Origin of the sequence: Streptomyces sp. NPDC048142, from assembly GCF_043202835.1 — a bacterium.
GTDB lineage: Bacteria > Actinomycetota > Actinomycetes > Streptomycetales > Streptomycetaceae > Streptomyces.
The window spans coordinates 174,774-195,592 of the sequence record NZ_JBIDBC010000011.1; the positions used below are offsets into that span (position 1 = coordinate 174,774).

The 20,819-nt window shown below is 70.8% G+C and carries 18 protein-coding genes; 15 read left to right on the forward strand and 3 right to left on the reverse strand.

What is annotated here, in order from left to right:
* The first annotated feature begins 57 nt into the window (after nucleotides 1-57).
* From ACGF2Y_RS17065 to ACGF2Y_RS17080, 4 genes are all read left to right on the forward strand, one after another.
* A complete protein-coding gene (locus ACGF2Y_RS17065) occupies nucleotides 58-1,680 on the forward strand; it encodes a carboxyl transferase domain-containing protein (protein WP_392947647.1) in 1,623 nt (540 codons plus the stop codon).
* Between the two features lie 7 nt (nucleotides 1,681-1,687).
* Nucleotides 1,688-3,649: an acetyl-CoA carboxylase biotin carboxylase subunit gene (locus tag ACGF2Y_RS17070; RefSeq protein ID WP_392947650.1), complete on the forward strand. Its 1,962-nt coding sequence runs from the start codon at nucleotides 1,688-1,690 to the stop codon at nucleotides 3,647-3,649.
* Nucleotides 3,646-4,599: a hydroxymethylglutaryl-CoA lyase gene (locus ACGF2Y_RS17075; protein ID WP_392947653.1), complete on the forward strand. Its 954-nt coding sequence runs from the start codon at nucleotides 3,646-3,648 to the stop codon at nucleotides 4,597-4,599. Before ACGF2Y_RS17070 ends, ACGF2Y_RS17075 begins: the two co-directional genes overlap by 4 nt.
* Before the next feature lie 67 nt (nucleotides 4,600-4,666).
* Nucleotides 4,667-5,833: an acyl-CoA dehydrogenase family protein gene (locus ACGF2Y_RS17080; RefSeq protein WP_392947655.1), complete on the forward strand. Its 1,167-nt coding sequence runs from the start codon at nucleotides 4,667-4,669 to the stop codon at nucleotides 5,831-5,833.
* 81 nt (nucleotides 5,834-5,914) lie between these two features.
* Here ACGF2Y_RS17080 and ACGF2Y_RS17085 read toward each other — a convergent pair whose 3' ends face one another.
* Nucleotides 5,915-6,121, reverse strand: a complete 207-nt coding sequence (locus ACGF2Y_RS17085; RefSeq protein ID WP_392947658.1) for a hypothetical protein — start codon at nucleotides 6,119-6,121, stop codon at nucleotides 5,915-5,917.
* A gap of 89 nt (nucleotides 6,122-6,210) precedes the next feature.
* Between ACGF2Y_RS17085 and ACGF2Y_RS17090 the strand changes: the two genes are divergently transcribed.
* A complete protein-coding gene (locus ACGF2Y_RS17090) occupies nucleotides 6,211-7,005 on the forward strand; it encodes a GntR family transcriptional regulator (RefSeq protein WP_392947661.1) in 795 nt (264 codons plus the stop codon).
* Nucleotides 7,002-7,649 (forward strand): YdcF family protein, encoded by a 648-nt coding sequence (locus ACGF2Y_RS17095; protein WP_392947663.1) that lies wholly within the window; start codon nucleotides 7,002-7,004, stop codon nucleotides 7,647-7,649. Before ACGF2Y_RS17090 ends, ACGF2Y_RS17095 begins: the two co-directional genes overlap by 4 nt.
* A 473-nt stretch (nucleotides 7,650-8,122) precedes the next feature.
* On the opposite strand, the gene ACGF2Y_RS17100 is transcribed toward ACGF2Y_RS17095, so the two are convergent.
* Nucleotides 8,123-8,566 (reverse strand): winged helix-turn-helix transcriptional regulator, encoded by a 444-nt coding sequence (locus ACGF2Y_RS17100; protein WP_392947666.1) that lies wholly within the window; start codon nucleotides 8,564-8,566, stop codon nucleotides 8,123-8,125.
* Between the two features lie 216 nt (nucleotides 8,567-8,782).
* On the opposite strand from ACGF2Y_RS17100, the gene ACGF2Y_RS17105 reads away from it, so the two are divergent.
* The 9 genes from ACGF2Y_RS17105 to glmS all read left to right on the forward strand — a co-directional run bounded on the left by ACGF2Y_RS17105 (nucleotide 8,783) and on the right by glmS (nucleotide 19,920).
* Complete coding sequence (locus ACGF2Y_RS17105; RefSeq protein WP_392947668.1) at nucleotides 8,783-10,258, forward strand: MFS transporter; 1,476 nt, start codon at nucleotides 8,783-8,785, stop codon at nucleotides 10,256-10,258.
* Nucleotides 10,259-10,484: 226 nt separating this feature from the next.
* A complete protein-coding gene (locus ACGF2Y_RS17110) occupies nucleotides 10,485-11,348 on the forward strand; it encodes a siderophore-interacting protein (RefSeq protein ID WP_392947671.1) in 864 nt (287 codons plus the stop codon).
* Nucleotides 11,349-11,608: 260 nt separating this feature from the next.
* The gene (locus ACGF2Y_RS17115) at nucleotides 11,609-13,057 is read left to right on the forward strand and encodes a pyridoxal phosphate-dependent decarboxylase family protein (RefSeq protein ID WP_392947674.1); all 1,449 of its coding nucleotides are present in this window, start codon (nucleotides 11,609-11,611) and stop codon (nucleotides 13,055-13,057) included.
* Complete coding sequence (locus tag ACGF2Y_RS17120) at nucleotides 13,041-14,318, forward strand: lysine N(6)-hydroxylase/L-ornithine N(5)-oxygenase family protein (protein WP_392947676.1); 1,278 nt, start codon at nucleotides 13,041-13,043, stop codon at nucleotides 14,316-14,318. The genes ACGF2Y_RS17115 and ACGF2Y_RS17120 overlap by 17 nt, the downstream gene beginning before the upstream one ends.
* A complete protein-coding gene (locus ACGF2Y_RS17125; RefSeq protein ID WP_392947679.1) occupies nucleotides 14,315-14,869 on the forward strand; it encodes a GNAT family N-acetyltransferase in 555 nt (184 codons plus the stop codon). The genes ACGF2Y_RS17120 and ACGF2Y_RS17125 overlap by 4 nt, the downstream gene beginning before the upstream one ends.
* Nucleotides 14,866-16,644 (forward strand): IucA/IucC family protein, encoded by a 1,779-nt coding sequence (locus ACGF2Y_RS17130; protein WP_392947682.1) that lies wholly within the window; start codon nucleotides 14,866-14,868, stop codon nucleotides 16,642-16,644. The genes ACGF2Y_RS17125 and ACGF2Y_RS17130 overlap by 4 nt, the downstream gene beginning before the upstream one ends.
* Before the next feature lie 130 nt (nucleotides 16,645-16,774).
* Nucleotides 16,775-17,656 carry a DUF4429 domain-containing protein gene (locus tag ACGF2Y_RS17135; protein WP_392947685.1) on the forward strand — a complete coding sequence of 294 codons (882 nt, stop codon included), beginning with the start codon at nucleotides 16,775-16,777 and terminating at the stop codon, nucleotides 17,654-17,656.
* An 86-nt stretch (nucleotides 17,657-17,742) separates the two neighbouring features.
* The gene (locus tag ACGF2Y_RS17140) at nucleotides 17,743-18,018 is read left to right on the forward strand and encodes a hypothetical protein (RefSeq protein WP_336680360.1); all 276 of its coding nucleotides are present in this window, start codon (nucleotides 17,743-17,745) and stop codon (nucleotides 18,016-18,018) included.
* Between the two features lie 72 nt (nucleotides 18,019-18,090).
* A complete protein-coding gene (gene glmS, locus ACGF2Y_RS17145; protein ID WP_392947688.1) occupies nucleotides 18,091-19,920 on the forward strand; it encodes a glutamine--fructose-6-phosphate transaminase (isomerizing) in 1,830 nt (609 codons plus the stop codon).
* 189 nt (nucleotides 19,921-20,109) lie between these two features.
* Here glmS and ACGF2Y_RS17150 read toward each other — a convergent pair whose 3' ends face one another.
* Nucleotides 20,110-20,631 carry a universal stress protein gene (locus ACGF2Y_RS17150; protein WP_026290787.1) on the reverse strand — a complete coding sequence of 174 codons (522 nt, stop codon included), beginning with the start codon at nucleotides 20,629-20,631 and terminating at the stop codon, nucleotides 20,110-20,112.
* Between the last annotated feature and the right edge of the window lie 188 nt (nucleotides 20,632-20,819).

The window sequence follows — 20,819 nt, forward strand, 5'->3', positions numbered from 1 at the left end:
AGCGGCCGACCACGGCGGCGGCTGACTATCGCGGTACGGGCAAGGGGGCTCGACACGATGCAGCAGGCACCGGTCCTGGCGAGCGCGGCCGATCCCGCCTCGGCGGCCTGGCAGGCCAACGAGGCGGCGCATCGCGCGCTCTCCGACGAGCTGGCGGGACGCCTCGCCACGGCACGGCTGGGCGGGGGTGAGAAGGCACGGGCCCGCCACGAGGCCCGCGGCAAGCTGCTCCCCCGGGACCGGGTGGACGCCCTTCTCGACCCGGGCTCGCCGTTCCTGGAGCTGGCGCCACTGGCGGCCGAGGGGCTGTACGGGGGTGCGGCCCCGGCGGCCGGGGTGATCGCCGGGATCGGGCGGGTCAGTGGCCGCGAGTGCGTGATCGTCGCCAATGACGCGACCGTCAAGGGCGGCACGTACTACCCGATGACCGTGAAGAAGCACCTGCGCGCGCAGGAGGTGGCGCTGGAGAATCGTCTCCCCTGCCTCTACCTGGTCGACTCGGGCGGCGCGTTCCTGCCGATGCAGGACGAGGTCTTCCCCGACCGGGACCACTTCGGGCGGATCTTCTACAACCAGGCCCGGATGTCGGGGGCCGGCATTCCGCAGATCGCGGCGGTGCTGGGGTCCTGCACGGCGGGCGGGGCGTACGTCCCGGCGATGAGCGACGAGGCCGTCATCGTCCGCAACCAGGGCACGATCTTCCTCGGCGGCCCGCCGCTGGTGAAGGCCGCCACCGGTGAGGTCGTCACGGCGGAGGAGCTGGGCGGCGGCGAGGTCCACTCCCGTACGTCGGGGGTCACCGACCATCTCGCGGAGGACGACGCGCACGCCCTGCGGATCGTCCGCAACATCGTCGCGACGCTCCCGGACCGCGCCCCGCTCCCCTGGTCGGTCGAGCCGGCCGAGGAGCCGAAGGCGGACCCGGCGGGGCTGTACGGCGCGGTCCCGGTGGATTCCCGTACCCCGTACGACGTACGCGAGGTGATCGCCCGGGTGGTGGACGGCTCGCGGTTCCAGGAGTTCAAGGCGGAGTACGGCACGACGCTGATCACCGGCTTCGCCCGGATCCACGGCCACCCGGTCGGGATCGTCGCGAACAACGGGATCCTGTTCTCCGAGTCGGCCCAGAAGGGCGCGCACTTCATCGAGCTGTGCGACCAGCGTGGCATCCCGCTCGTCTTCCTCCAGAACATCTCCGGCTTCATGGTCGGCCGGGACTACGAGGCGGGCGGCATCGCCAAGCACGGCGCGAAGATGGTCACGGCCGTGGCCTGCACCCGCGTGCCGAAGCTGACGGTCGTCGTCGGCGGTTCGTACGGCGCGGGCAACTACTCCATGTGCGGCCGGGCGTATTCGCCGCGCTTCCTGTGGATGTGGCCGAACGCCAAGATCTCGGTGATGGGCGGCGAGCAGGCCGCCTCGGTCCTCGCCACCGTCAAGCGCGACCAGCTCGGCGACGACTGGAGCGCCGAGGACGAGGAGACGTTCAAGGCCCCGATCCGCGCCCAGTACGAGACCCAGGGCAACGCGTACTACGCGACCGCCCGGCTCTGGGACGACGGCGTGATCGACCCCGTGGACACCCGGCAGGTGCTGGGCCTCGCCCTGACCGCCTGCGCCAATGCCCCGCTGCCCCAGAAGGACCCGGCCGGGCCCGGCTTCGGCGTCTTCCGGATGTGAGGAACAGATGACGATGTTCGACACCGTTCTGGTCGCCAACCGCGGCGAGATCGCGGTCCGGGTGATCCGGACCCTGCGGGAACAGGGAGTGCGCTCGGTCGCGGTCTTCAGCGACGCGGACGCGGACGCCCGGCATGTACGGGAGGCGGACACGGCGGTACGGATCGGCCCGCCGGCCGCGTCGGAGAGCTATCTCTCGGTGCCCGCCCTGCTGGAGGCGGCCCGCCGCACCGGCGCGCAGGCCGTGCACCCCGGCTACGGCTTCCTCGCGGAGAACGCCGCCTTCGCCGCTGCCTGCGCGGACGCGGGGCTGGTCTTCATCGGCCCGCCCGCCGCCGCGATCTCGCTCATGGGCGACAAGATCCGGGCCAAGGAGACGGTCGCGGCGGCCGGGGTCCCGGTGGTCCCCGGATCCTCGGGCAGCGGTCTGACCGACGCCCAACTGGAGGAAGCGGCGCGGGAGATCGGCACCCCGGTCCTCCTCAAGCCCTCGGCGGGCGGCGGCGGCAAGGGCATGCGCCTGGTCCGCGACGCGGCGGTGCTGGCGGAGGAGATCACGGCGGCGCGGCGCGAGGCCCGCGCCTCCTTCGGCGACGACACCCTGCTGGTGGAGCGGTGGATCGACCGGCCGCGCCACATCGAGATCCAGGTGCTGGCCGACACCCACGGCAACGTGATCCACCTCGGTGAGCGCGAGTGCTCGCTCCAGCGCCGCCACCAGAAGATCATCGAGGAGGCCCCGAGCGTTCTGCTCACTCCGGACACCCGGGCGGCGATGGGCGAGGCGGCCGTACAGGCGGCGCGCTCCTGCGGGTATGCCGGTGCGGGCACGGTGGAGTTCATCGTCCCGGGCGACGACCCCGCCTCGTACTACTTCATGGAGATGAACACCCGCCTCCAGGTCGAGCACCCGGTGACCGAGCTGATCACGGGGATTGACCTGGTGGAGTGGCAGCTGCGGGTGGCGTCCGGCGAGCAACTCCCGTACGCACAGCGAGACATCAGCCTGACGGGCCACGCCATCGAGGCCCGGATCTGCGCCGAGGACCCCTCCCGCGGCTTCCTGCCCTCCGGCGGTACGGTGCTGGCGCTGCGCGAACCGCAGGGCGGCGGGGTGCGGACGGACTCGGGGCTCAGCGAGGGCGTGCCGGTGGGCAGCCTGTACGACCCGATGCTGTCGAAGGTCATCGCGTACGGCCCCGATCGCGCGAGCGCCCTGCGCAAGCTGCGGGCGGCCCTCGCGGACACGGTGATCCTGGGCGTCCCGACCAACGCGGGCTTCCTGCGCCGCCTGCTGGCCCACCCGGACGTGGTCGCCGGCGACCTGGACACCGGTCTGGTGGAGCGCGAGGCGGCGGGCCTGGTGCCGGACGGGGTGCCGGACGAGGTGTACGCGGCGGCCGCCGCGGTCCGCCGGGACGCGCTGGAGCCCCGGCCGGACGCGGGCGGCTGGACCGACCCGTTCTCGGTGCCGAGCGGGTGGCGGACGGGGGGTGTGCCGACGCCACCGCGCTTCCCGCTGCGGGTGTCGGGCGCGGACCCGGTGACGTACGGGGCTCCGGCGGGAGCGATGGTCACGCCGGACCGCGTCACGGTCGAACTCGACGGCACGGTGGGCCACTTCCACCGCTCCGGCGACTGGCTCGGCCGGGACGGCGACACCTGGCACGTCCAGGACCACGACCCGGTGGAGGCGTCCCTGAGCGGGGCGGGCCGGGGCGGGGCGGACACGCTGGCGGCCCCGATGCCGGGCACGGTCACGGTGGTGAAGGTGGCCGTCGGGGACGAGGTCGTGGCCGGTCAGAGCCTGCTCGTGGTGGAGGCGATGAAGATGGAGCACGTGATCTCCGCCCCGCACGCGGGGACCGTGACCGAGCTGGACGTCACGGCGGGCGCGACAGTGGCGATGGACCAGGTCCTGGCGGTAGTAGCTCCGGTGGCGGCCGCTTCGGATCAGGAGGACGCATGAGCACACGCACGCTCCCCATGAAGGTCCCGGCCCCCGGGCTGCCCGCCCGGGTCCGGATCCACGAGGTGGGGGCCCGGGACGGCCTCCAGAACGAGAAGGGCGTCGTCCCGACGGAGGTGAAGGCGGAGTTCATCCGCCGCCTGGCGGTGGCCGGCCTGACCACCATCGAGGCGACGAGCTTCGTGCACCCGAAGTGGGTGCCCCAACTGGCTGACGCGGAAGCCCTGTTCCCCCTTCTCGGGGACATCGCGGACGTGGGTGACGTCTCCCTCCCGGTCCTCGTGCCGAACGAACGCGGACTGGACCGGGCGCTGGCGCTCGGGGCCCGGTCGATCGCGGTGTTCGGCTCGGCGACGGAGACGTTCGCCGCGCGCAACCTGAACCGGACCGTGGACGAGTCCCTCGCCATGTTCGAGCCGGTGGTGGCCCGCGCCAAGGCGGAGAAGGCACACGTGCGCGGGTATCTGTCGATGTGCTTCGGCGACCCGTGGGAAGGCGCGGTGCCGGTGGCGCGGGTGGTCGGCGTCGCGAAGGCGCTGATGGACCTGGGCTGCGACGAGCTGTCGCTGGGCGACACGATCGGGGTGGCGACGCCTGGCCACGTGACGGCGCTGCTGACAGCCCTGAACGAGGCGGGCGTGGCGACACCCTCCATCGGCGTCCACTTCCACGACACGTACGGCCAGGCACTGTCCAACACGCTGGCGGCGCTCCAGCACGGGGTGAGCACGGTCGACGCGTCGGCGGGCGGCCTGGGCGGCTGCCCGTACGCGAAGAGCGCCACGGGCAATCTCGCCACCGAGGACCTCGTGTGGATGCTCGAAGGCCTCGGCATCGAGACGGGCGTCGACCTCGACGCGTTGACCGCCGCCAGCGTCTGGCTGGCCGAACACCTGGGCCGGCCGAGCCCATCGCGCACGGTCCGCGCCCTGGGGGGTGTCCGGCCGTGATCCGCCGGACGCCTCCCAGCCCCTCCCTCTCCTCTTCTCCCGCCTCCCACAAGGAGTGAGTTACCCCATGTCTCTGGACCACCGGCTGACCGCCGAGCACGAGGAACTGCGCCGCACGGTCGAGGCGTTCGCGCACGACGTGGTCGCGCCGAAGATCGGCGACTTCTACGAACGCCATGAGTTCCCGTACGAGATCGTGCGCGAGATGGGCCGGATGGGCCTGTTCGGGCTGCCGTTCCCGGAGGAGTACGGGGGCATGGGCGGCGACTATCTGGCGCTCGGGATCGCCCTGGAGGAGCTGGCCCGGGTCGACTCCTCGGTGGCGATCACCCTGGAGGCCGGGGTCTCGCTGGGCGCGATGCCGCTGCACCTGTTCGGCACGGAGGAGCAGAAGCGTCGGTGGCTGCCGAAGCTCTGCTCGGGCGAGGCGCTCGGCGCGTTCGGCCTGACGGAACCGGACGGCGGCTCGGACGCGGGCGGCACGCGCACGACCGCGGTGCTGGACGAGGCAACGAACGAGTGGGTGATCAACGGCTCGAAGTGCTTCATCACCAACTCCGGTACGGACATCACCGAGTTGGTCACGGTCACCGCGGTGACCGGCCACAAGGAGGACGGCCGCCCGCTGATCTCCGCGATCATCGTCCCCTCCGGCACCCCCGGCTTCACGGTCGCCGCCCCGTACTCCAAGGTCGGCTGGAACGCCTCGGACACCCGGGAGCTGTCCTTCTCCGACGTCCGCGTCCCGGCGTCGAACCTGCTGGGCGAACCGGGCCGGGGCTACGCGCAGTTCCTGCGGATCCTGGACGAGGGCCGGGTCGCGATCTCGGCGCTGGCCACGGGCCTGGCGCAGGGCTGTGTGGACGAGTCGGTGAAGTACGCGGCCGAGCGCCACGCGTTCGGCAAGCCGATCGGCGCGAACCAGGCGATCCAGTTCAAGATCGCCGACATGGAGATGCGGGCCCACATGGCCCGCGTGGGCTGGCGCGACGCGGCGTCGCGGCTGGTGGCGGGCGAGCCGTTCAAGAAGGAGGCGGCGATCGCGAAGCTGTACTCCTCCACGGTCGCGGTGGACAACGCCCGCGAGGCGACGCAGATCCACGGCGGCTACGGCTTCATGAACGAGTACCCGGTGGCGCGGATGTGGCGCGACTCGAAGATCCTGGAGATCGGCGAGGGGACGAGCGAGGTGCAGCGGATGCTGATCGCGCGGGAGTTGGGGCTGCCGGGCTGAGCCGCACCACCTGACGCACTGACCGCCCCGGACGCCGAGAGCTGCTTTCACGGCGTCCGGGGCGGACGTGTCAGCTCGTGGTCACTGGTCGCCCTCCGGCGGCACCAGGTCGGGGCACAGTGAATACCCACACTCGCAGGGCGGCCATCGGAGCGCGGCGCCGGGGACGAGGTCGGCGTCGATGCCACCCTGGCCGGGGTCGGCGTTCGGGACGATGAGGACTCCGTCGCTGCCCAGCTCCCGCATGAGTCGAGAGAGGTATTGCCGCCCACCACTGTTCTCCGCCATCTCAAGTCCAGCTCATCGCGACGCGCAGTCCCGGGACTGTCAGACCGCTCCCTGCTGTGCTCGACTGCTCCTGTTGAGAGGAGCGACGCATGGCGCCCAAGTGGCGGAACCTGGCCGACAAACTGGCCGAACGCATCAGGAGCGGCGAGTACGCGCCGGGCCAGCAGCTGCCGCACATCAGGGATCTCGTGGCAGCAGGCGAAGGCTCCAAGTCCACGGTTCATGCGGCGTACAAGGCGTTGGAGGCGGAAGGTCTGGTCACTTCCTCGCGCGGTCACGGCACGGTCGTGCGGCCGCCGACGGCACTCAAGCGGCTAGGCATCGACCGCTACGACAAGGCGAAGTGGCGCGACGGCGACGAAGTCGCCTTCATCGCGGACCGAGTCGCCTCAGGACGGCCGCACAACCGTGGCGACCAGACGCAGACGGTCAGCCGCGTCGGGGCGACGGCGGCCGTTGCCGTCGCCCTTGGTCTGCGACCAGGGTCCGATGTGTACGCGCGTGCTCGCCTGGTCAAGGAGAGCGGCCACCCCACTCACACCCTGACCAGCTACTACCGCCCCGAACATGTCGAGGGGACACGCCTCGTCGACCCGGCGCCCGGCCCTGCGGGGCGCGGTGGAGGGTTCCGCGTCCTGTACGACGCCGGGTACGAGATCAACCACATGCGTGAGGAGCTGTTCGCCCGCCCCGCGATGCCGGAGGAGGTGAAACTGCTCCAGCTTCCGAGCGGTGAAGCCGTGGTGGAGCTCCATCGAACCGCCTTCACCGCAGACGGAACGGTGGTCGAGTTCGCCATCGGCGTGCACGCCGCGTCCAGGTTCCGGTGGACGTACGACTTCGCGGTACCCGACTCGGCTCGGAGGAAGGGTAATACGTCATGATCTCCCCCCAGTCCTGGTCGGACGCCCGGCAGGTGTGGAACCACCACCTCATGCACCACACGCCCCGCCCCTGTTCGGTCATCGTCGGGCTCGGCAGCCATGACCTGGGAGTGGCCGACGTATCGGCAGGGTTCTACCTGCGCGGGCTGGCCCCCCTCATCGTGTTCACCGGCGCGACCAGCCCCACCACCCGCCACCGCATGCCTCGCGGAGAGGCCGTGCACTACCGGGAGCGGGCCCTCGCACTCGGTGTGCCGGACTCCGCCGTTCTCGTCGAGCCGAAGGCGCGCAACACCGGGGAGAACATCCGGTTCTCGCGGGCCGTCCTCGACGAGGCCGGGGTGGACGTGGAATCCGTGCTGCTGGTCAGCAAGCCGTACGAGGAGCGGCGGTCGTACGCCACGGCCCGCAGGCTGTGGCCGGGCGTGGACGTCGTCAGCGCGTCTAGCCCGATGACGTTCGAGGAGTACGTGACCTCGATCGGGGACGACCGGATGGTCATCGACATGCTCGTCGGCACCCTGCACAGGCTGCTCGTCTACCCGGCTCAGGGCTTCATGACCGAGCAGCCCGTCCCGGACGAGGTCGCGGCGGCGTACGAGCGCCTGGTCGACGCCGGGTTCACGAGTCGGCTGGTCCGGTAGGACACGGCCTGACGTCCCCGCCCCGGCCTCTCGAACGGTACTCGCACGCAGCGTGACACGTGGGCAACGACCTGCACTTCTGCCGCGGAAGGCACCGCCGACTTCCTCGTAGGGGTCTACATCGTCGTCCTGGCCATCGTCGCCGCGATCATGGCTTTCGTCGAGCTGCGTGCCGAAGGAAAGGAGACCGCAGCCGTTCCCGGCCGGGCCTGTCTCTGATCGGACAGCCCGCACCCGCGCCCAGGGGACGTCAGGGTGCCGGATGAACCGGCGGGGTGGCGCAGTTCGCCACCGGACGGCGCACCCGCCCGAGGGCGGACTCGACCTTGAGGACCCTGGGCACCCGCCATGCGCCGCACGGCACGCTCGCAGTCGCCCTCGTCCACGCGCGACACGGCGTTTCGCTGAGGTGTGGTCTCCGGTTCACCGCGGTGCGGCGCCGACCGGGCCGCGTGGACCTGGCGAGACGCCCATCAGGGGGCGGGCGCCCCGACGCCCTGACGGCTGTCGTAGTCGGCGCGCGCCTTCGCGATCTCCTGCTGGTGACTCTCGGTCCAGTCGACCAGGGACCGGATCGTCGTGTGCAGCGTCGCGCCCAGCTCCGTGAGCTCGTACTCCACGCGCGGCGGGACGACGGGGTAGACCGTGCGCCGCACCAGTCCGTCGCGTTCGAGCTGACGCAGGGTCACCGTCAGCATGCGCTGACTGATGCCTTCGATCAGCCGGCGCAGCTCGGAGAAGCGCAGCGTGCGGCGTTCCAGGTGGGCGATGGCGAGGAGCGACCACTTGTCCGCGACGCGGTCGAGGATCTGCCGCACCTCGCATCCCTCGCGGACGTCCCACTGACTGATGTCGTAGTCCTGCCCGACGCCGGTATCCGCGCAGTGACTCGGTGACTTCGAAGTGCCTTCTTCCATACCTCCCCACGGTGCCGCAAGCTTCAAGTGGTTACAAGAGGGAACCGACCTGCAGTTCGGTAACTCGCCTCTGCTTCGCGCTGCTTGAGGCCTCCGCACGCGAACCCCGTACCACCTGACCGCTGTTGCGGCACTGCACCGCGCCCGTTTCGTCCGCGCACAAGGAGAAGTCCCGTGTCCTCATCACCATCCCTTTCGGGTCCGAGCAGTGACCGCATGACCGGACGCGCCTGGGGCGTGCTGCTCGTCCTGTGCGGCGCGATCTTCCTTGAGGGCATCGATGTGGCCATGCTCAACGTGGCCATGCCCGCGATCCGTGAGGATCTGGACCTGCCGACCGGCACGCTCCAGTGGGTGATGAGCGCGTACGTCCTGGGCTACGGCGGTTTCATGCTGCTGGGCGGACGGGCGGCCGACCTGTTCGGCCGTCGCCGGATGTTCATCCTCTGGCTCGTGGTGTTCCTGCTCTTCTCCGGGCTGGGCGGCCTGGCCACCGAGGGCTGGATGCTGATCCTCGCCCGCTTCGTGACGGGGATCGCCGCGGCCTTCATGACCCCGGCCGGCCTGTCGATCATCACCACCGGCTTCCCGGAGGGGCCGCAGCGCAACAAGGCCCTGCTCGTGTACTCGGGCACCGCCGCGGGCGGCTTCTCCATCGGCCTGGTCGTCGGCGGGCTGCTCTCCGCCATCGACTGGCGCTGGGTGTTCTTCGCGCCGGTCATCCTCTCCCTCGCCATCCTGGTCGCCGCGCTCGCACTCGTGCCCGTCTCGCCCCGCCCGGACCGCACCGGCAAGGGCGTCGACCTGGCCGGAGCGGTCACCGTCACCGCCGGGATCCTGCTGCTCGTCTTCGGCGTCGAGCGGGCCGCGCACGCGGCGGCCTCGACGACCGTCGTCACGATCGGCGCGGCCCTGCTCCTCTTCCTCGCGTTCGTCCTCATCGAACGCGCCTCCTCCTCACCGCTGGTGCGCCTGGGCATCTTCCGCTGCGGGTCGCTGGTCCGCGCCAACGTGTCGGGGCTGCTGTTCGCCGCGGGATTCTTCGGCTTCCAGTTCATCGCCGTGCTCTATCTCCAGGAACTGCGCGGCTGGTCGTCCCTGCAGACCAGCTTCGCGCTGATCGTCATCGGTGTGGACGCGGCCCTCTCGCCGCTCCTCACCCCGAGGCTGGTGGCGCGGTACGGCAACGCCCGGCTCATCTTCGGCGGGCTGCTCCTCGCGTCGCTGTCGTACGCGCTGTTCCTGCCGATCGCCGCGGACTGGACGTACGCGGCCATGTTCCCGGGCCTGCTCCTCCTGGGCGTTGCCTTCTCCCTGGTCTACGGGCCGCTCACCATCGTGGCCACCGACGGCATCGCCGAGGAGGAGCAAGGCGTGGCGGGCGGACTGCTCTACACCTCCTTCCAGTTCGGCGCCGCGCTGGGGCTGTCCGCCGTGGCCGCCGTCAACGTCGCTGCCACGGACGGGACTTCACCGGCTGCCCTCCTCGACGGATACCGGGCGGCCCTGGTCGTCCCGCTGGCCGCCGCCCTGATCGCCGCCGCCGTCAGCGCGTTCGGGCTCCGCGCCCGGCGCGCGGCGACGACGGACGGCAACTCCCCCGGAGGCGGGACCCCTCCGGGTGACGGGACCGCGCAGGGCGGGACCGGCGCCCCGGGCGGGACCGAGCAGCCGGTCGGGCTCGGGGCCTGAACAGACGGGCGCGCGGGCCGGAACCTGCAACAGGCGGGCGGGCGGCCGGGACCTGCAACAGGTGAGCGCGGGCCCAGGACCCGCAACCGGCGGGCGCGCGGCCGGGGTCGCCCGGCCCACACGCCCACCCCATTAGGCAAGGGTAGGCTAACCTTCCTTCGGATCGCCCCCGCCGGAAGCCGGGCCCGTCCGCCCGCCGCTCCGGCCCGTCCCGGAGGAGCTCCCGTTGACGTCGACGACCGCCACCGCCCCCGAAGCCGCCCCGTTCCGGCTCTTCGACCTGGCCGTTCTGCGGACCAGGCGGCTGGGCCCGTCCATCCTCCGGATCACGCTCGGCGGGCCGGGAGCCGAGGGCTTCAGCAGCGGGGGCCGCGACCAGAGCCTGTCGGTCCTCCTGCCGCGCCCGGGGCAGCGCGAGCCCGTGGCCCCGGCGGGCGGGAGCGGGACCTGGACCGGGAAGTGGCGGGCGCTGCCCGAGGACGTACGGACGGTGGCGCGTTCGTACACCGTACGGGCCCAGCGGCTGCGGGCCGACGGCTCCACCGAGGTCGATCTCGACTTCGTCCTGCACGGCGACGGCGGCCCCGCCTCCCGCTGGGCGATGACGGCCGCACCCGGCGACCGGCTGAAGGTGCTGGGCCCCACCGTGGCGGACAACGCCGCCGTACGCTTCCGGCCGCCGGCCCACACCGACTGGGTGCTGATCCGGGCCGACGAGACCGCCCTGCCCGCCGCGGCCGCCGCCCTGGAGCGGCTGCCCACGGGGCTGCCGGCCCGGGTCTGGCTGGAGGTCCCGCACACCGAGGACCGGCAGGCGCTGAACACCGCGGCGAAGGCCCGGATCAGCTGGCTCGTCCGGAACGAGGGGGCCGTCTGCGACGTGGAGGCCGTGCGCGCCGCCGAGCTGCCCGGGGGCACGCCGTACGCGTGGATCGCGGGCGAGGCGTCCGGGGTGCGGGCACTGCACCACCACCTGGTCCGGGAGCGGGGCTTCGAACCCGCGCGGGTGACGTCCGCCGCGTACTGGCGTCGCGGACTCAGCGCGGAACAGGCGCGGGAAGTCGAAGCAAAGACGCAGACGCAGACGTAGGCGCACGAGCACAAGCACAAGCACGCGTAGCCCAGACTGCGACGGCCCCCGGAGCAGCGGCGCAGATCACCCAAAAGCGAAGCAGAACGAGCAACCAAGCGGATAGCAGAAGCAAAGCGGACAACCTACGCACCCCCGGGGGGCGGGGAACGATCGATTTCGAGTTAGGTTAGGCTCCCCTTACTTCGACATCGCGCCCTCGCACCCTCTTCCTGCCCGGAGGCCGCGATGAAGTTCCCCTCACCCGGGAGGACCCCTTCATGCGTTCGCACCTGCTCAACAACACGACTGCGGAGCACTACCGGAGCACCGTCTCCGCAGGAGTGGAACGGGTCGCGGCCACCCTCGCCGCCACCGAGCGCCCCTTCAGCGGGGTCGGTGTCGACGAGCTCTCCTCCGTCGTCGACGCGATCGACCTCGACCGGCCGCTGGGCGATGCCGCCGCAGCCCTCGACGAGCTCGGCGAGGTCTACCTCCGCGACGCCGTCTACTTCCACCACCCCCGCTACCTGGGCCACCTCAACTGCCCGGTCGTCATACCCGCCGTGCTCGGCGAGGCCGTGCTCTCCGCGATCAACTCCTCCCTCGACACCTGGGACCAGAGCGCGGGCGGCACCCTCATCGAGCGCCGGCTGATCGACTGGACCACCGAGCGCATCGGGCTCGGCCCGGCCGCCGACGGCATCTTCACCAGCGGCGGTACGCAGTCCAACCTCCAGGCCCTGCTGCTGGCCCGCGAGGAGGCGAAGGTCCGGCCCGAGCACTACACCCGGCTGCGGATCTTCACCTCCGAGTGCAGCCACTTCAGCGTGCAGAAGTCCGCCAAACTCCTCGGCCTCGGCCCGGACGCGGTCGTCTCCGTCCCCGTGGACCGCGACAAGCGCATGCAGACCGTGGCCCTCGCCCGCGCCCTGGAGAGCTGCGTCGCCGAAGGGTCCGTCCCGATGGCCGTCGTCGCCACCGCCGGCACCACGGACTTCGGGTCCATCGACCCGCTGCCCGAGATCGCCGCGCTCTGCGAGCAGTTCGCCACCTGGATGCACGTGGACGCCGCGTACGGCTGCGGGCTGCTCGCCTCCCGTCAGCGGGGCGGGCTGCTCGAAGGCATCGCGCACGCCGACTCGGTCACCGTGGACTACCACAAGTCCTTCTTCCAGCCGGTGAGTTCCTCGGCGGTGCTGGTCCGCGACCGGGCGACCCTGCGCCACGCCACGTACCACGCGGAGTATCTGAACCCGCGCCGGATGGCCGAGGAGCGGATACCCAACCAGGTCGACAAGTCGCTCCAGACGACCCGCCGCTTCGACGCGCTCAAGCTGTGGATGACGCTGCGCGTCATGGGCGCGGACGGTATCGGCGAGCTGTTCGACGAGGTCTGCGACCTGGCCGCCGAGGGCTGGCAGCTGCTCGCCGCCGATCCGCGCTTCGACGTGGTCGTCGAGCCGCAGCTCTCCACTCTCGTCTTCCGCTACATCCCGTCCGGTGTCACCGCCCCGGACGAGATCGACCGCGCCAACCTCCACGCCCGCAAGGCGCTGTTCGCCTCCGGCGAGGCGATCGTCGCGGGCACCAAGGTCGGCGACCGCCAGTACCTGAAGTTCACCCTGCTCAACCCCGAAACGACCGTGCGGGACATCGCCGCGGTCCTCGATCTGATCTCCGGCCACGCCGAGAAGTACCTGGGAGAATCCCTTGTCCGCGCTTCCTGAACCCCACGACTTCATCGGGATCGGGCTCGGCCCGTTCAACCTCGGCCTCGCCTGCCTGACCGAGCCGATCGGCGAGCTGAACGGCGTCTTCCTGGAGTCCAAGCCGGACTTCGAGTGGCACGCCGGAATGTTCCTCGAAGGGGCCCATCTCCAGACGCCGTTCATGTCGGACCTGGTCACCATGGCCGACCCGACCTCGCCGTACTCGTTCCTGAACTACCTCAAGGAGCGCGGCCGGCTCTACTCCTTCTACATCCGGGAGAACTTCTACCCGCTGCGGACCGAGTACAACGACTACTGCCGGTGGGCAGCCGCGAAACTGAGCAGCATCCGGTTCAACGAGACCGTCGAGACGGTGACGTACGACGAGGGCACGGCCCTCTACACCGTACGGACCGCCTCCGGCGAGGAGTTCCGCGCCCGGCACCTCGTGCTCGGGACGGGCACCCCGCCGTACATACCCGACGCCTGCCAGGGGCTCGGCGGTGACTTCCTGCACAACTCCCGTTATCTGGAGGGGAAGGCCGAGCTCCAGAAGAAGCAGTCGATCACCCTGGTCGGCAGCGGGCAGAGCGCGGCGGAGATCTACTACGACCTGCTCTCCGAGATCGACACGTACGGCTACCGGCTCAACTGGGTCACCCGCTCCCCGCGGTTCTTCCCGCTGGAGTACACCAAGCTGACGCTGGAGATGACCTCCCCGGAGTACATCGACTACTTCCACGCGCTGCCCGAGGAGACCCGCTACCGGCTGGAGACCGGGCAGAAGGGGCTGTTCAAGGGCATCGACGGGGAGCTGATCGACGCGATCTTCGACCTGCTCTACCAGAAGAACCTGTCCGGCCCGGCCCCGACCCGTCTGCTGACCAACTCCGCGCTCGTCAGTGCGCGTTACGACGAGGAGGGCGGCGCGTACAGCCTGGGGCTGCGCCAGGAGGAGCAGGGCAAGGACTACTCCCTGACCACCGAGGGCCTGATCCTCGCCACCGGCTACCGGTACGAGGCGCCCGCCTTCCTCGCGCCGGTCACCGGGCGGCTGCGCCACGACAGCCGGGGCCGTTTCGACGTGGCCCGCAACTACAGCATCGACACCACCGGGCGCGGGGTCTTCCTCCAGAACGCCTCGGTGCACACCCACTCGATCACCTCGCCCGACCTCGGCATGGGCGCCTACCGCAACGCGTACATCATCGGCGAGCTGCTCGGCCGCGAGTACTACCCGGTCGAGAAGTCCATCGCCTTCCAGGAGTTCGCTGTATGAGCCGCCCCGACAAACTCGGCGTGTTCTCCGTCCGCCCGCTGGACCCCGCCGCCGACGCCGAGCTGGTGCACGGCTGGGTGACCCACCCCAAGGCCGCGTTCTGGCTGATGGGCGGCGCCGCACTCGCGGACGTGGAACGGGAGTACCGGGACATCGCCGCCCACCCGCACCACGACGCGTTCATCGGGCTGCACGACGGCGCACCCGCCTTCCTGATCGAACGCTACGACCCCACCGAGGTCGAGCTGAAGGGGCTGTACGAGGCGGAGCCCGGCGACGTCGGGATGCACTTCCTGGTCGCCCCGACCGACACCCCGGTGCACGGCTTCACCCGGGCCGTGATCACCGCCGTGATGGATTTCCTGTTCGCCGACCCCTCGGTGCGCCGGGTCGTCGTCGAGCCCGACGTGACCAACAGCGCCGTGCAGGCCCTCAACAAGGCCGTCGGCTTCGAGGTGCTCCGGGAGATCGCCAAACCGGAGAAGGACGCCCTTCTCAGCGCCTGCACCCGTGAGCAGTTCGAAGCAGCAACCGGAGGTAACGACCGATGACGACCGCCCTCACCGACAGCGTCGCCCACCTCTCCCCCGGACGCTGGGCCACCGCAAACCGACTGCTGGTACGTAAAGCACTGGCGGAATTCAGCCACGAACGGCTGCTGCCCCCCACGCCGCTCGGCGAGGACCGGTACACCGTCCGTAGCGACGACGCGTCCACCGAGTACGGCTTCACCGCGCACCTCTTCGCCCTGGACCACTGGCAGGTCGAGGCCGAGACCATCACCCGGCACCGGCACGGCTCCGAACTCCCTCTGGACGCAGTGGAGTTCTTTATCGAGCTGCGGAACACCCTCGGGATCTCCGAGGAGGTCCTGCCGGTCTACCTGGAGGAGATCTCCTCCACCCTGGCCGGAACCGCCTACAAACTCACCAAGGAACCGGCCACCTCCGCGGCGCTCGTCGCCGCCGGCTTCCAGGCCATCGAGACCGGGATGACCGAGGGCCACCCGTGCTTCGTCGCCAACAACGGGCGGCTCGGCTTCGGCGTGGACGAGTACCGGGCGTACGCCCCCGAGACGGCCTCGGAGATCCGGCTGGTCTGGCTGGCCGCCCACCGGGAGCGGGCCACCTTCACCGCGGGCGCCGGTCTCGACTACGACGCGCTGGTGAAGAGCGAGCTGAGCGAGGCGACCCGGGAGCGGTTCGACGGCGCGCTGCGCGGGCTCGGCCTCGACCCGGACGACTACTTCCTGCTGCCCGTCCACCCCTGGCAGTGGTGGAACAAGCTCGCCGTCACCTTCGCCGGAGAGCTGGCCCAGCGGCATCTGGTGGTGCTCGGCGAGGGCGAGGACGGCTATCTCGCCCAGCAGTCGATCCGCACGTTCTTCAACGCCGACCACCCCGAGAAGCACTACGTCAAGACGGCGCTGTCCGTCCTCAACATGGGCTTCATGCGCGGGCTTTCGGCCGCGTACATGGAGGCCACGCCCGCGATCAACGACTGGCTGTCCGGTCTGATCGAGCGCGACGACCTGCTGCGCGGGGCCCGGTTCTCGATCATCCGGGAGCGGGCCGCGATCGGCTACCACCACCGGTCCTACGAGGCGGCCACCGTCAAGGGCTCCCCGTACCGGAAGATGCTCGCCGCGCTGTGGCGCGAGAGCCCCGTGCCGGGTCTCCAGCCGGGCGAGCGGGTCGCGACGATGGCCTCCCTGCTGCACACCGACCACGAGGGCGGCTCGGTGGCCGGGGCGCTGATCGCCGAGTCGGGCCTGGACCCGCGGGTGTGGCTGCGGCACTACCTGGACGCCTATCTGGTGCCGGTGCTGCACAGCTTCTACGCCTACGACCTGGTCTACATGCCGCACGGCGAGAACGTGATCCTGGTCGTGGAGGACGGTGTCGTCACCCGCACGATCTTCAAGGACATCGCCGAGGAGATCGCGGTGATGGACCCGGACGCGGTGCTGCCGCAGCAGGTCGAGCGGATCCGGGCCGAGGTCCCCGAGCACATGAAGCTGCTGTCGGTCTTCACCGACGTCTTCGACTGCTTCTTCCGCTTCCTGGGCGCGGGCCTGGCCACCGAGGGCATCCTGGACGAGGACGCCTTCTGGCGGACGGTCGCCGCGTGTGTGCGCGACTACCAGGAGTCGGTCCCCTACCTCGCGGACAAGTTCGAGCAGTACGACCTGTTCGAGGCGGAGTTCGCGCTCTCCTGCCTCAACCGCCTCCAGCTGCGCGACAACCAGCAGATGGTCGACCTCAACGACCCTGCGGGTGCGCTCCAGTTGGTGGGTCGCCTGCGGAACCCGATCGCCGGGTTCTGAGACCCCGGCCGCCGGATCGCGGCGGCCCCACGGCCGGTGAGCGCCCGAGGACGGTCCCTCGGGCGCTCACCTTCTTTCCCGGGAGGACGGATTCCTCGCGGGCGGGCGGCGGGCTGGCAGAATCGGGGCCATGGCAGAAATCATCCAGCGGGACGGAACGTGGACGTTCGACGGGGACACCGTGCGCATCGTGCCGGGGGGAAAGGCGCACCCCGTCCGGCAGGAGCTGGGTGAGACCGCCGTACCCGTGCAGGCCGTGGCGGGCATCTCGTTCGAACCGGACCGCAAGGGCGGGCGGCTGCGGCTGCGGCTGCGCGGCGGCGCGTGCCCGGTGCTGCGGGCCGCCGACGGCCGTCTGAAGGACGGCGCCGACCCCTATGTGCTGAGCGTGGAGAAGGACCGCACGGGGGTCGCGGAGTACTTCGTCGACGAGGTCCGCAACGCGCTGCTGATCGAGCAGGTCCCGGACGGCCCCGTGGACCGTTTCCTGCTGCCCGGCCCCGCACTGCCGGTCTCCGGCGGGGGCGGCGACGGCACGGCGTCCTTCGACGGCGAGACCGTCCGGCTGACCTGGAACTGGAAGGCCGAGGAGTCCAAGACCGCCGGGGGTCCGTCCACCTTGCCGCTGGCACGGATCGCGGGCGTGCGGTGGCTGCCCTCGATCGGGCTGGAGAACGGCTATCTGCGCTTCGACCCGGTCGAGGGGGCCGTCTCCGCTCCGCCGAAGTTCGACACGTACGCCCTGGACCTGTGGGGGCTGTCCAAGAAGGAGTACACCGCGGTCCTGGTCGCGGCGGCGGTGCTGGTGCGGCTGCCCGGGGCGCGTACGGCACCGGACGCACCGGAGGCGCCCCCGGCCCTGACCAAGGCGGCCGGGCCCGCCGCCCCGCCCGCGGGCGACCACGACGCGCTGCTGCGGCGGCTGCGGGAGCTGGGCGAGCTGCACCGGGCGGGAGTGCTCACCGACGAGGAGTTCAGCACCGCGAAACAGGCCGTTCTGCGCAGCATGTGACGCGATCGGGCAGCCTTCCGGGGGATCTCTGCCCGATTCCGGGCAGATTTCTTGCATAAGCACGCCCTGACACGCAATATCGACGAGTGCTTGAACGCCGCTCGTCGCACGACGACCTCATCGATCACCTCGTACGCTCCACCGCGCTCCAGCGCGGCGAGGCGGCCCGGGTGATCCTCGACGTGCTGGCGTACTTCGACGAGAGCACCGACGACTTCGTCCGGCGCCGCCACCGCGAACTGCGGTCCGGCGGCCTGGTCAACACGGAGATCTTCGAGCGGATCGCGGCCGAGCTGCCGCACCGCGCCGTGGCGCCGCCGGAGCTCTCGCTCCGCCAGCTGCGCCGCATCGTCTACGGCTGAGCGAGCCGGGCGCCCGTGCGCGGGGCGCCGAACGCGTGTGTACGGGTACGTCGATGGAGGGGCAGAGAACTCATGTGCGGGATCGTCGGATACATCGGAAGGCGTGACGTCGCTCCGCTGCTGCTGGAAGGCCTGCAGCGGCTGGAGTACCGGGGGTACGACTCCGCGGGCATCGTCATCACCGGCAAGGCGGCGGCGGGCAAGCCCGGCGCGCTGAAGATGGTCAAGGCCAAGGGCCGGGTCCGCGAGCTGGAGGCCAAGGTTCCCAAGCGGTTCGCCGGCACCACCGGCATAGCGCACACCCGCTGGGCCACCCACGGCGCGCCGAGCGACGAGAACGCCCACCCGCACATGGACGCGGAGACCAAGGTCGCCGTCGTCCACAACGGGATCATCGACAACGCCTCCGAGCTGCGCGCCAGGCTCACCGCCGAGGGCATCGTCTTCCTCTCCGAGACCGACACCGAGGTGCTGGTCCATCTGATCGCCCGCGCCCGTGCGGACACCCTGGAGGAGAAGGTCCGCGAGGCGCTGCGCTCGGTCGAGGGCACCTACGGCATCGCCGTGCTGCACGCCGACTTCAACGACCGCATCGTGGTCGCCCGCAACGGCTCCCCGGTCGTCCTCGGCATCGGCGAGAAGGAGATGTTCGTCGCCTCCGACGTCGCCGCCCTGGTCGCCCACACCCGCCAGGTCGTCACCCTGGACGACGGCGAGATGGCCACCCTGAAGGCCGACGACTTCCGTACGTACACCACGGAGGGCTCCACCACGACGGCCACGCCGACCACCGTGGAGTGGGAGGCCGAGTCGTACGACATGGGCGGCCACGACACGTACATGCACAAGGAGATCTCCGAGCAGGCCGACGCCGTGGACCGCGTCCTGCGCGGCCGGATCGACGACCGGTTCTCCACCGTGCACCTGGGCGGGCTCAACCTGGACGCCCGGGAGGCGCGCGGGGTGCGCCGGATCAAGATCCTCGGCTGCGGCACCTCGTACCACGCGGGCCAGATCGGCGCCCAGCTGATCGAGGAGCTGGCCCGCATCCCCGCCGACGCCGAGCCGGCCTCCGAGTTCCGCTACCGCAACCCGGTCGTGGACCCCGACACCCTGTACATCGCGGTCTCCCAGTCGGGTGAGACCTACGACGTGCTGGCCGCCGTCCAGGAGCTGAAGCGCAAGGGCGCCCGGGTCCTCGGCGTGGTCAACGTGGTCGGCTCCGCGATCGCCCGGGAGGCCGACGGCGGTATGTACGTCCACGCGGGCCCGGAGGTCTGCGTGGTCTCCACCAAGTGCTTCACCAACACCGTGGTCGCCTTCGCGCTGCTCGCGCTGCACCTGGGCCGGATCCGTGACCTGTCGGTCGCGGACGGCAAGCGGATCATCGACGGGCTGCGCAGGCTGCCCGAGCAGATCAGCGAGATCCTCGCGAACGAGGACGAGATCAAGCGGCTCGCGGCGGAGTACGCGGACGCCAGGTCGATGATGTTCATCGGCCGGGTGCGCGGCTATCCGGTGGCCCGTGAGGCATCGCTGAAGCTGAAGGAGATCTCGTACATCCACGCGGAGGCCTACCCGGCCTCCGAGCTGAAGCACGGCCCGCTCGCACTGATCGAGCCCGCGATGCCGACCGTGGCGATCGTGCCGGACGACAACCTGCTGGAGAAGAACCGCGCCGCGATGGAGGAGATCAAGGCCCGCAGCGGCCGCATCCTCGCCGTCGCCCACCAGGTGCAGGAGAAGGCCGACCACACCATCGTCGTGCCGAAGAACGAGAACGAGCTGGACCCGATCCTCATGGGCATCCCGCTCCAGCTCTTCGCGTACCACACGGCCCTCGCGATGGGCCGCGACATCGACAAGCCGCGCAACCTGGCGAAGTCCGTGACGGTCGAGTAGGCGCCGGAGCGGCACGAGACCGGCCCCGTACCGTCGCGCGACGGTACGGGGCCGGTCTCGTGCTGCTCCGGCGCCTTCTGACGAACCCTCAGACCCCCTCCCGGCCGCCGCCCGGCTCCCTCAAGGCTGCGCCGCTCCGATCGCTCAGGTCCCTCGGGCCGCTCAGGTCGCTCAGGTGCCTCGGGCCGCTCAGGGAATGACGATGACCGGGCGTTGCGCGCGGCGGGCGAGGCGGCCGGCCACGGACCCGAAGATCCGGCCGACGATGCCGTGCGTGGAGCCCACGACGATGGCGTCGGCGGCGTACTCCCGGCCGACCTCCTCCAGCTCGTGGCAGATGTCGCCGCCGCGCTCGACGAGCACCCAGGGCACCTCGGAGAGGTAGTCCGCGCAGGCCAGTTCCAGGCCGAGGACCTCGGTGCGGTGATCGGGGACGTCGACGAAGACGGGGGGCTCGCAGCCCGCCCAGACCGTGGTCGGCAGCCGGTTGGCGACATGGACGATGATCAGGCCGGAGCCCGAGCGTCCGGCCATGCCGATGGCGTAGGCGAGAGCCCGCTCACTGGACGTGGAGCCGTCGAAACCGACCACGACTCCGTGCCGGAAGGCGGGATCGCACGCATGGCGCGCTTCTTCGACCGTCCGCGGTTCCGACCCGGGGTCGGCTACCGGCTTGCGGTCTTTGGGTTCAGGGATTTCGTGACCGGCCATCGGTGTCTCGGCGAAGAGAGTCCTCGTGAGGAGGGAACGGTTTCGAGAGGTGCATCAGCTGGTGGTGAAGCTCTGTCCGGGAATCATCTTCCCAACCCCATACCCCCAAGGGTACGGGGTCATTCCTCCACCGCCCAGACCCTCGCAAAAGCGTGCGTGACGCTGGAGGGAGCATGCCCGAGCGTGTC

What these genes read in the sequence shown, in the direction of transcription:
- glmS (WP_392947688.1), top strand. Translation starts at nt 18,091, where the DNA reads ATGTGCGGGATCGTCGGATACATCGGAAGGCGTGACGTCGCTCCGCTG.
- ACGF2Y_RS17070 (WP_392947650.1), top strand. Translation starts at nt 1,688, where the DNA reads ATGACGATGTTCGACACCGTTCTGGTCGCCAACCGCGGCGAGATCGCG.
- ACGF2Y_RS17075 (WP_392947653.1), top strand. Translation starts at nt 3,646, where the DNA reads ATGAGCACACGCACGCTCCCCATGAAGGTCCCGGCCCCCGGGCTGCCC.
- ACGF2Y_RS17150 (WP_026290787.1), bottom strand. Translation starts at nt 20,631, where the DNA reads ATGGCCGGTCACGAAATCCCTGAACCCAAAGACCGCAAGCCGGTAGCC.
- ACGF2Y_RS17100 (WP_392947666.1), bottom strand. Translation starts at nt 8,566, where the DNA reads ATGGAAGAAGGCACTTCGAAGTCACCGAGTCACTGCGCGGATACCGGC.
- ACGF2Y_RS17090 (WP_392947661.1), top strand. Translation starts at nt 6,211, where the DNA reads ATGGCGCCCAAGTGGCGGAACCTGGCCGACAAACTGGCCGAACGCATC.
- ACGF2Y_RS17125 (WP_392947679.1), top strand. Translation starts at nt 14,315, where the DNA reads ATGAGCCGCCCCGACAAACTCGGCGTGTTCTCCGTCCGCCCGCTGGAC.
- ACGF2Y_RS17080 (WP_392947655.1), top strand. Translation starts at nt 4,667, where the DNA reads ATGTCTCTGGACCACCGGCTGACCGCCGAGCACGAGGAACTGCGCCGC.
- ACGF2Y_RS17095 (WP_392947663.1), top strand. Translation starts at nt 7,002, where the DNA reads ATGATCTCCCCCCAGTCCTGGTCGGACGCCCGGCAGGTGTGGAACCAC.
- ACGF2Y_RS17085 (WP_392947658.1), bottom strand. Translation starts at nt 6,121, where the DNA reads ATGGCGGAGAACAGTGGTGGGCGGCAATACCTCTCTCGACTCATGCGG.
- ACGF2Y_RS17115 (WP_392947674.1), top strand. Translation starts at nt 11,609, where the DNA reads ATGCGTTCGCACCTGCTCAACAACACGACTGCGGAGCACTACCGGAGC.
- ACGF2Y_RS17130 (WP_392947682.1), top strand. Translation starts at nt 14,866, where the DNA reads ATGACGACCGCCCTCACCGACAGCGTCGCCCACCTCTCCCCCGGACGC.
- ACGF2Y_RS17135 (WP_392947685.1), top strand. Translation starts at nt 16,775, where the DNA reads ATGGCAGAAATCATCCAGCGGGACGGAACGTGGACGTTCGACGGGGAC.
- ACGF2Y_RS17065 (WP_392947647.1), top strand. Translation starts at nt 58, where the DNA reads ATGCAGCAGGCACCGGTCCTGGCGAGCGCGGCCGATCCCGCCTCGGCG.
- ACGF2Y_RS17105 (WP_392947668.1), top strand. Translation starts at nt 8,783, where the DNA reads ATGACCGGACGCGCCTGGGGCGTGCTGCTCGTCCTGTGCGGCGCGATC.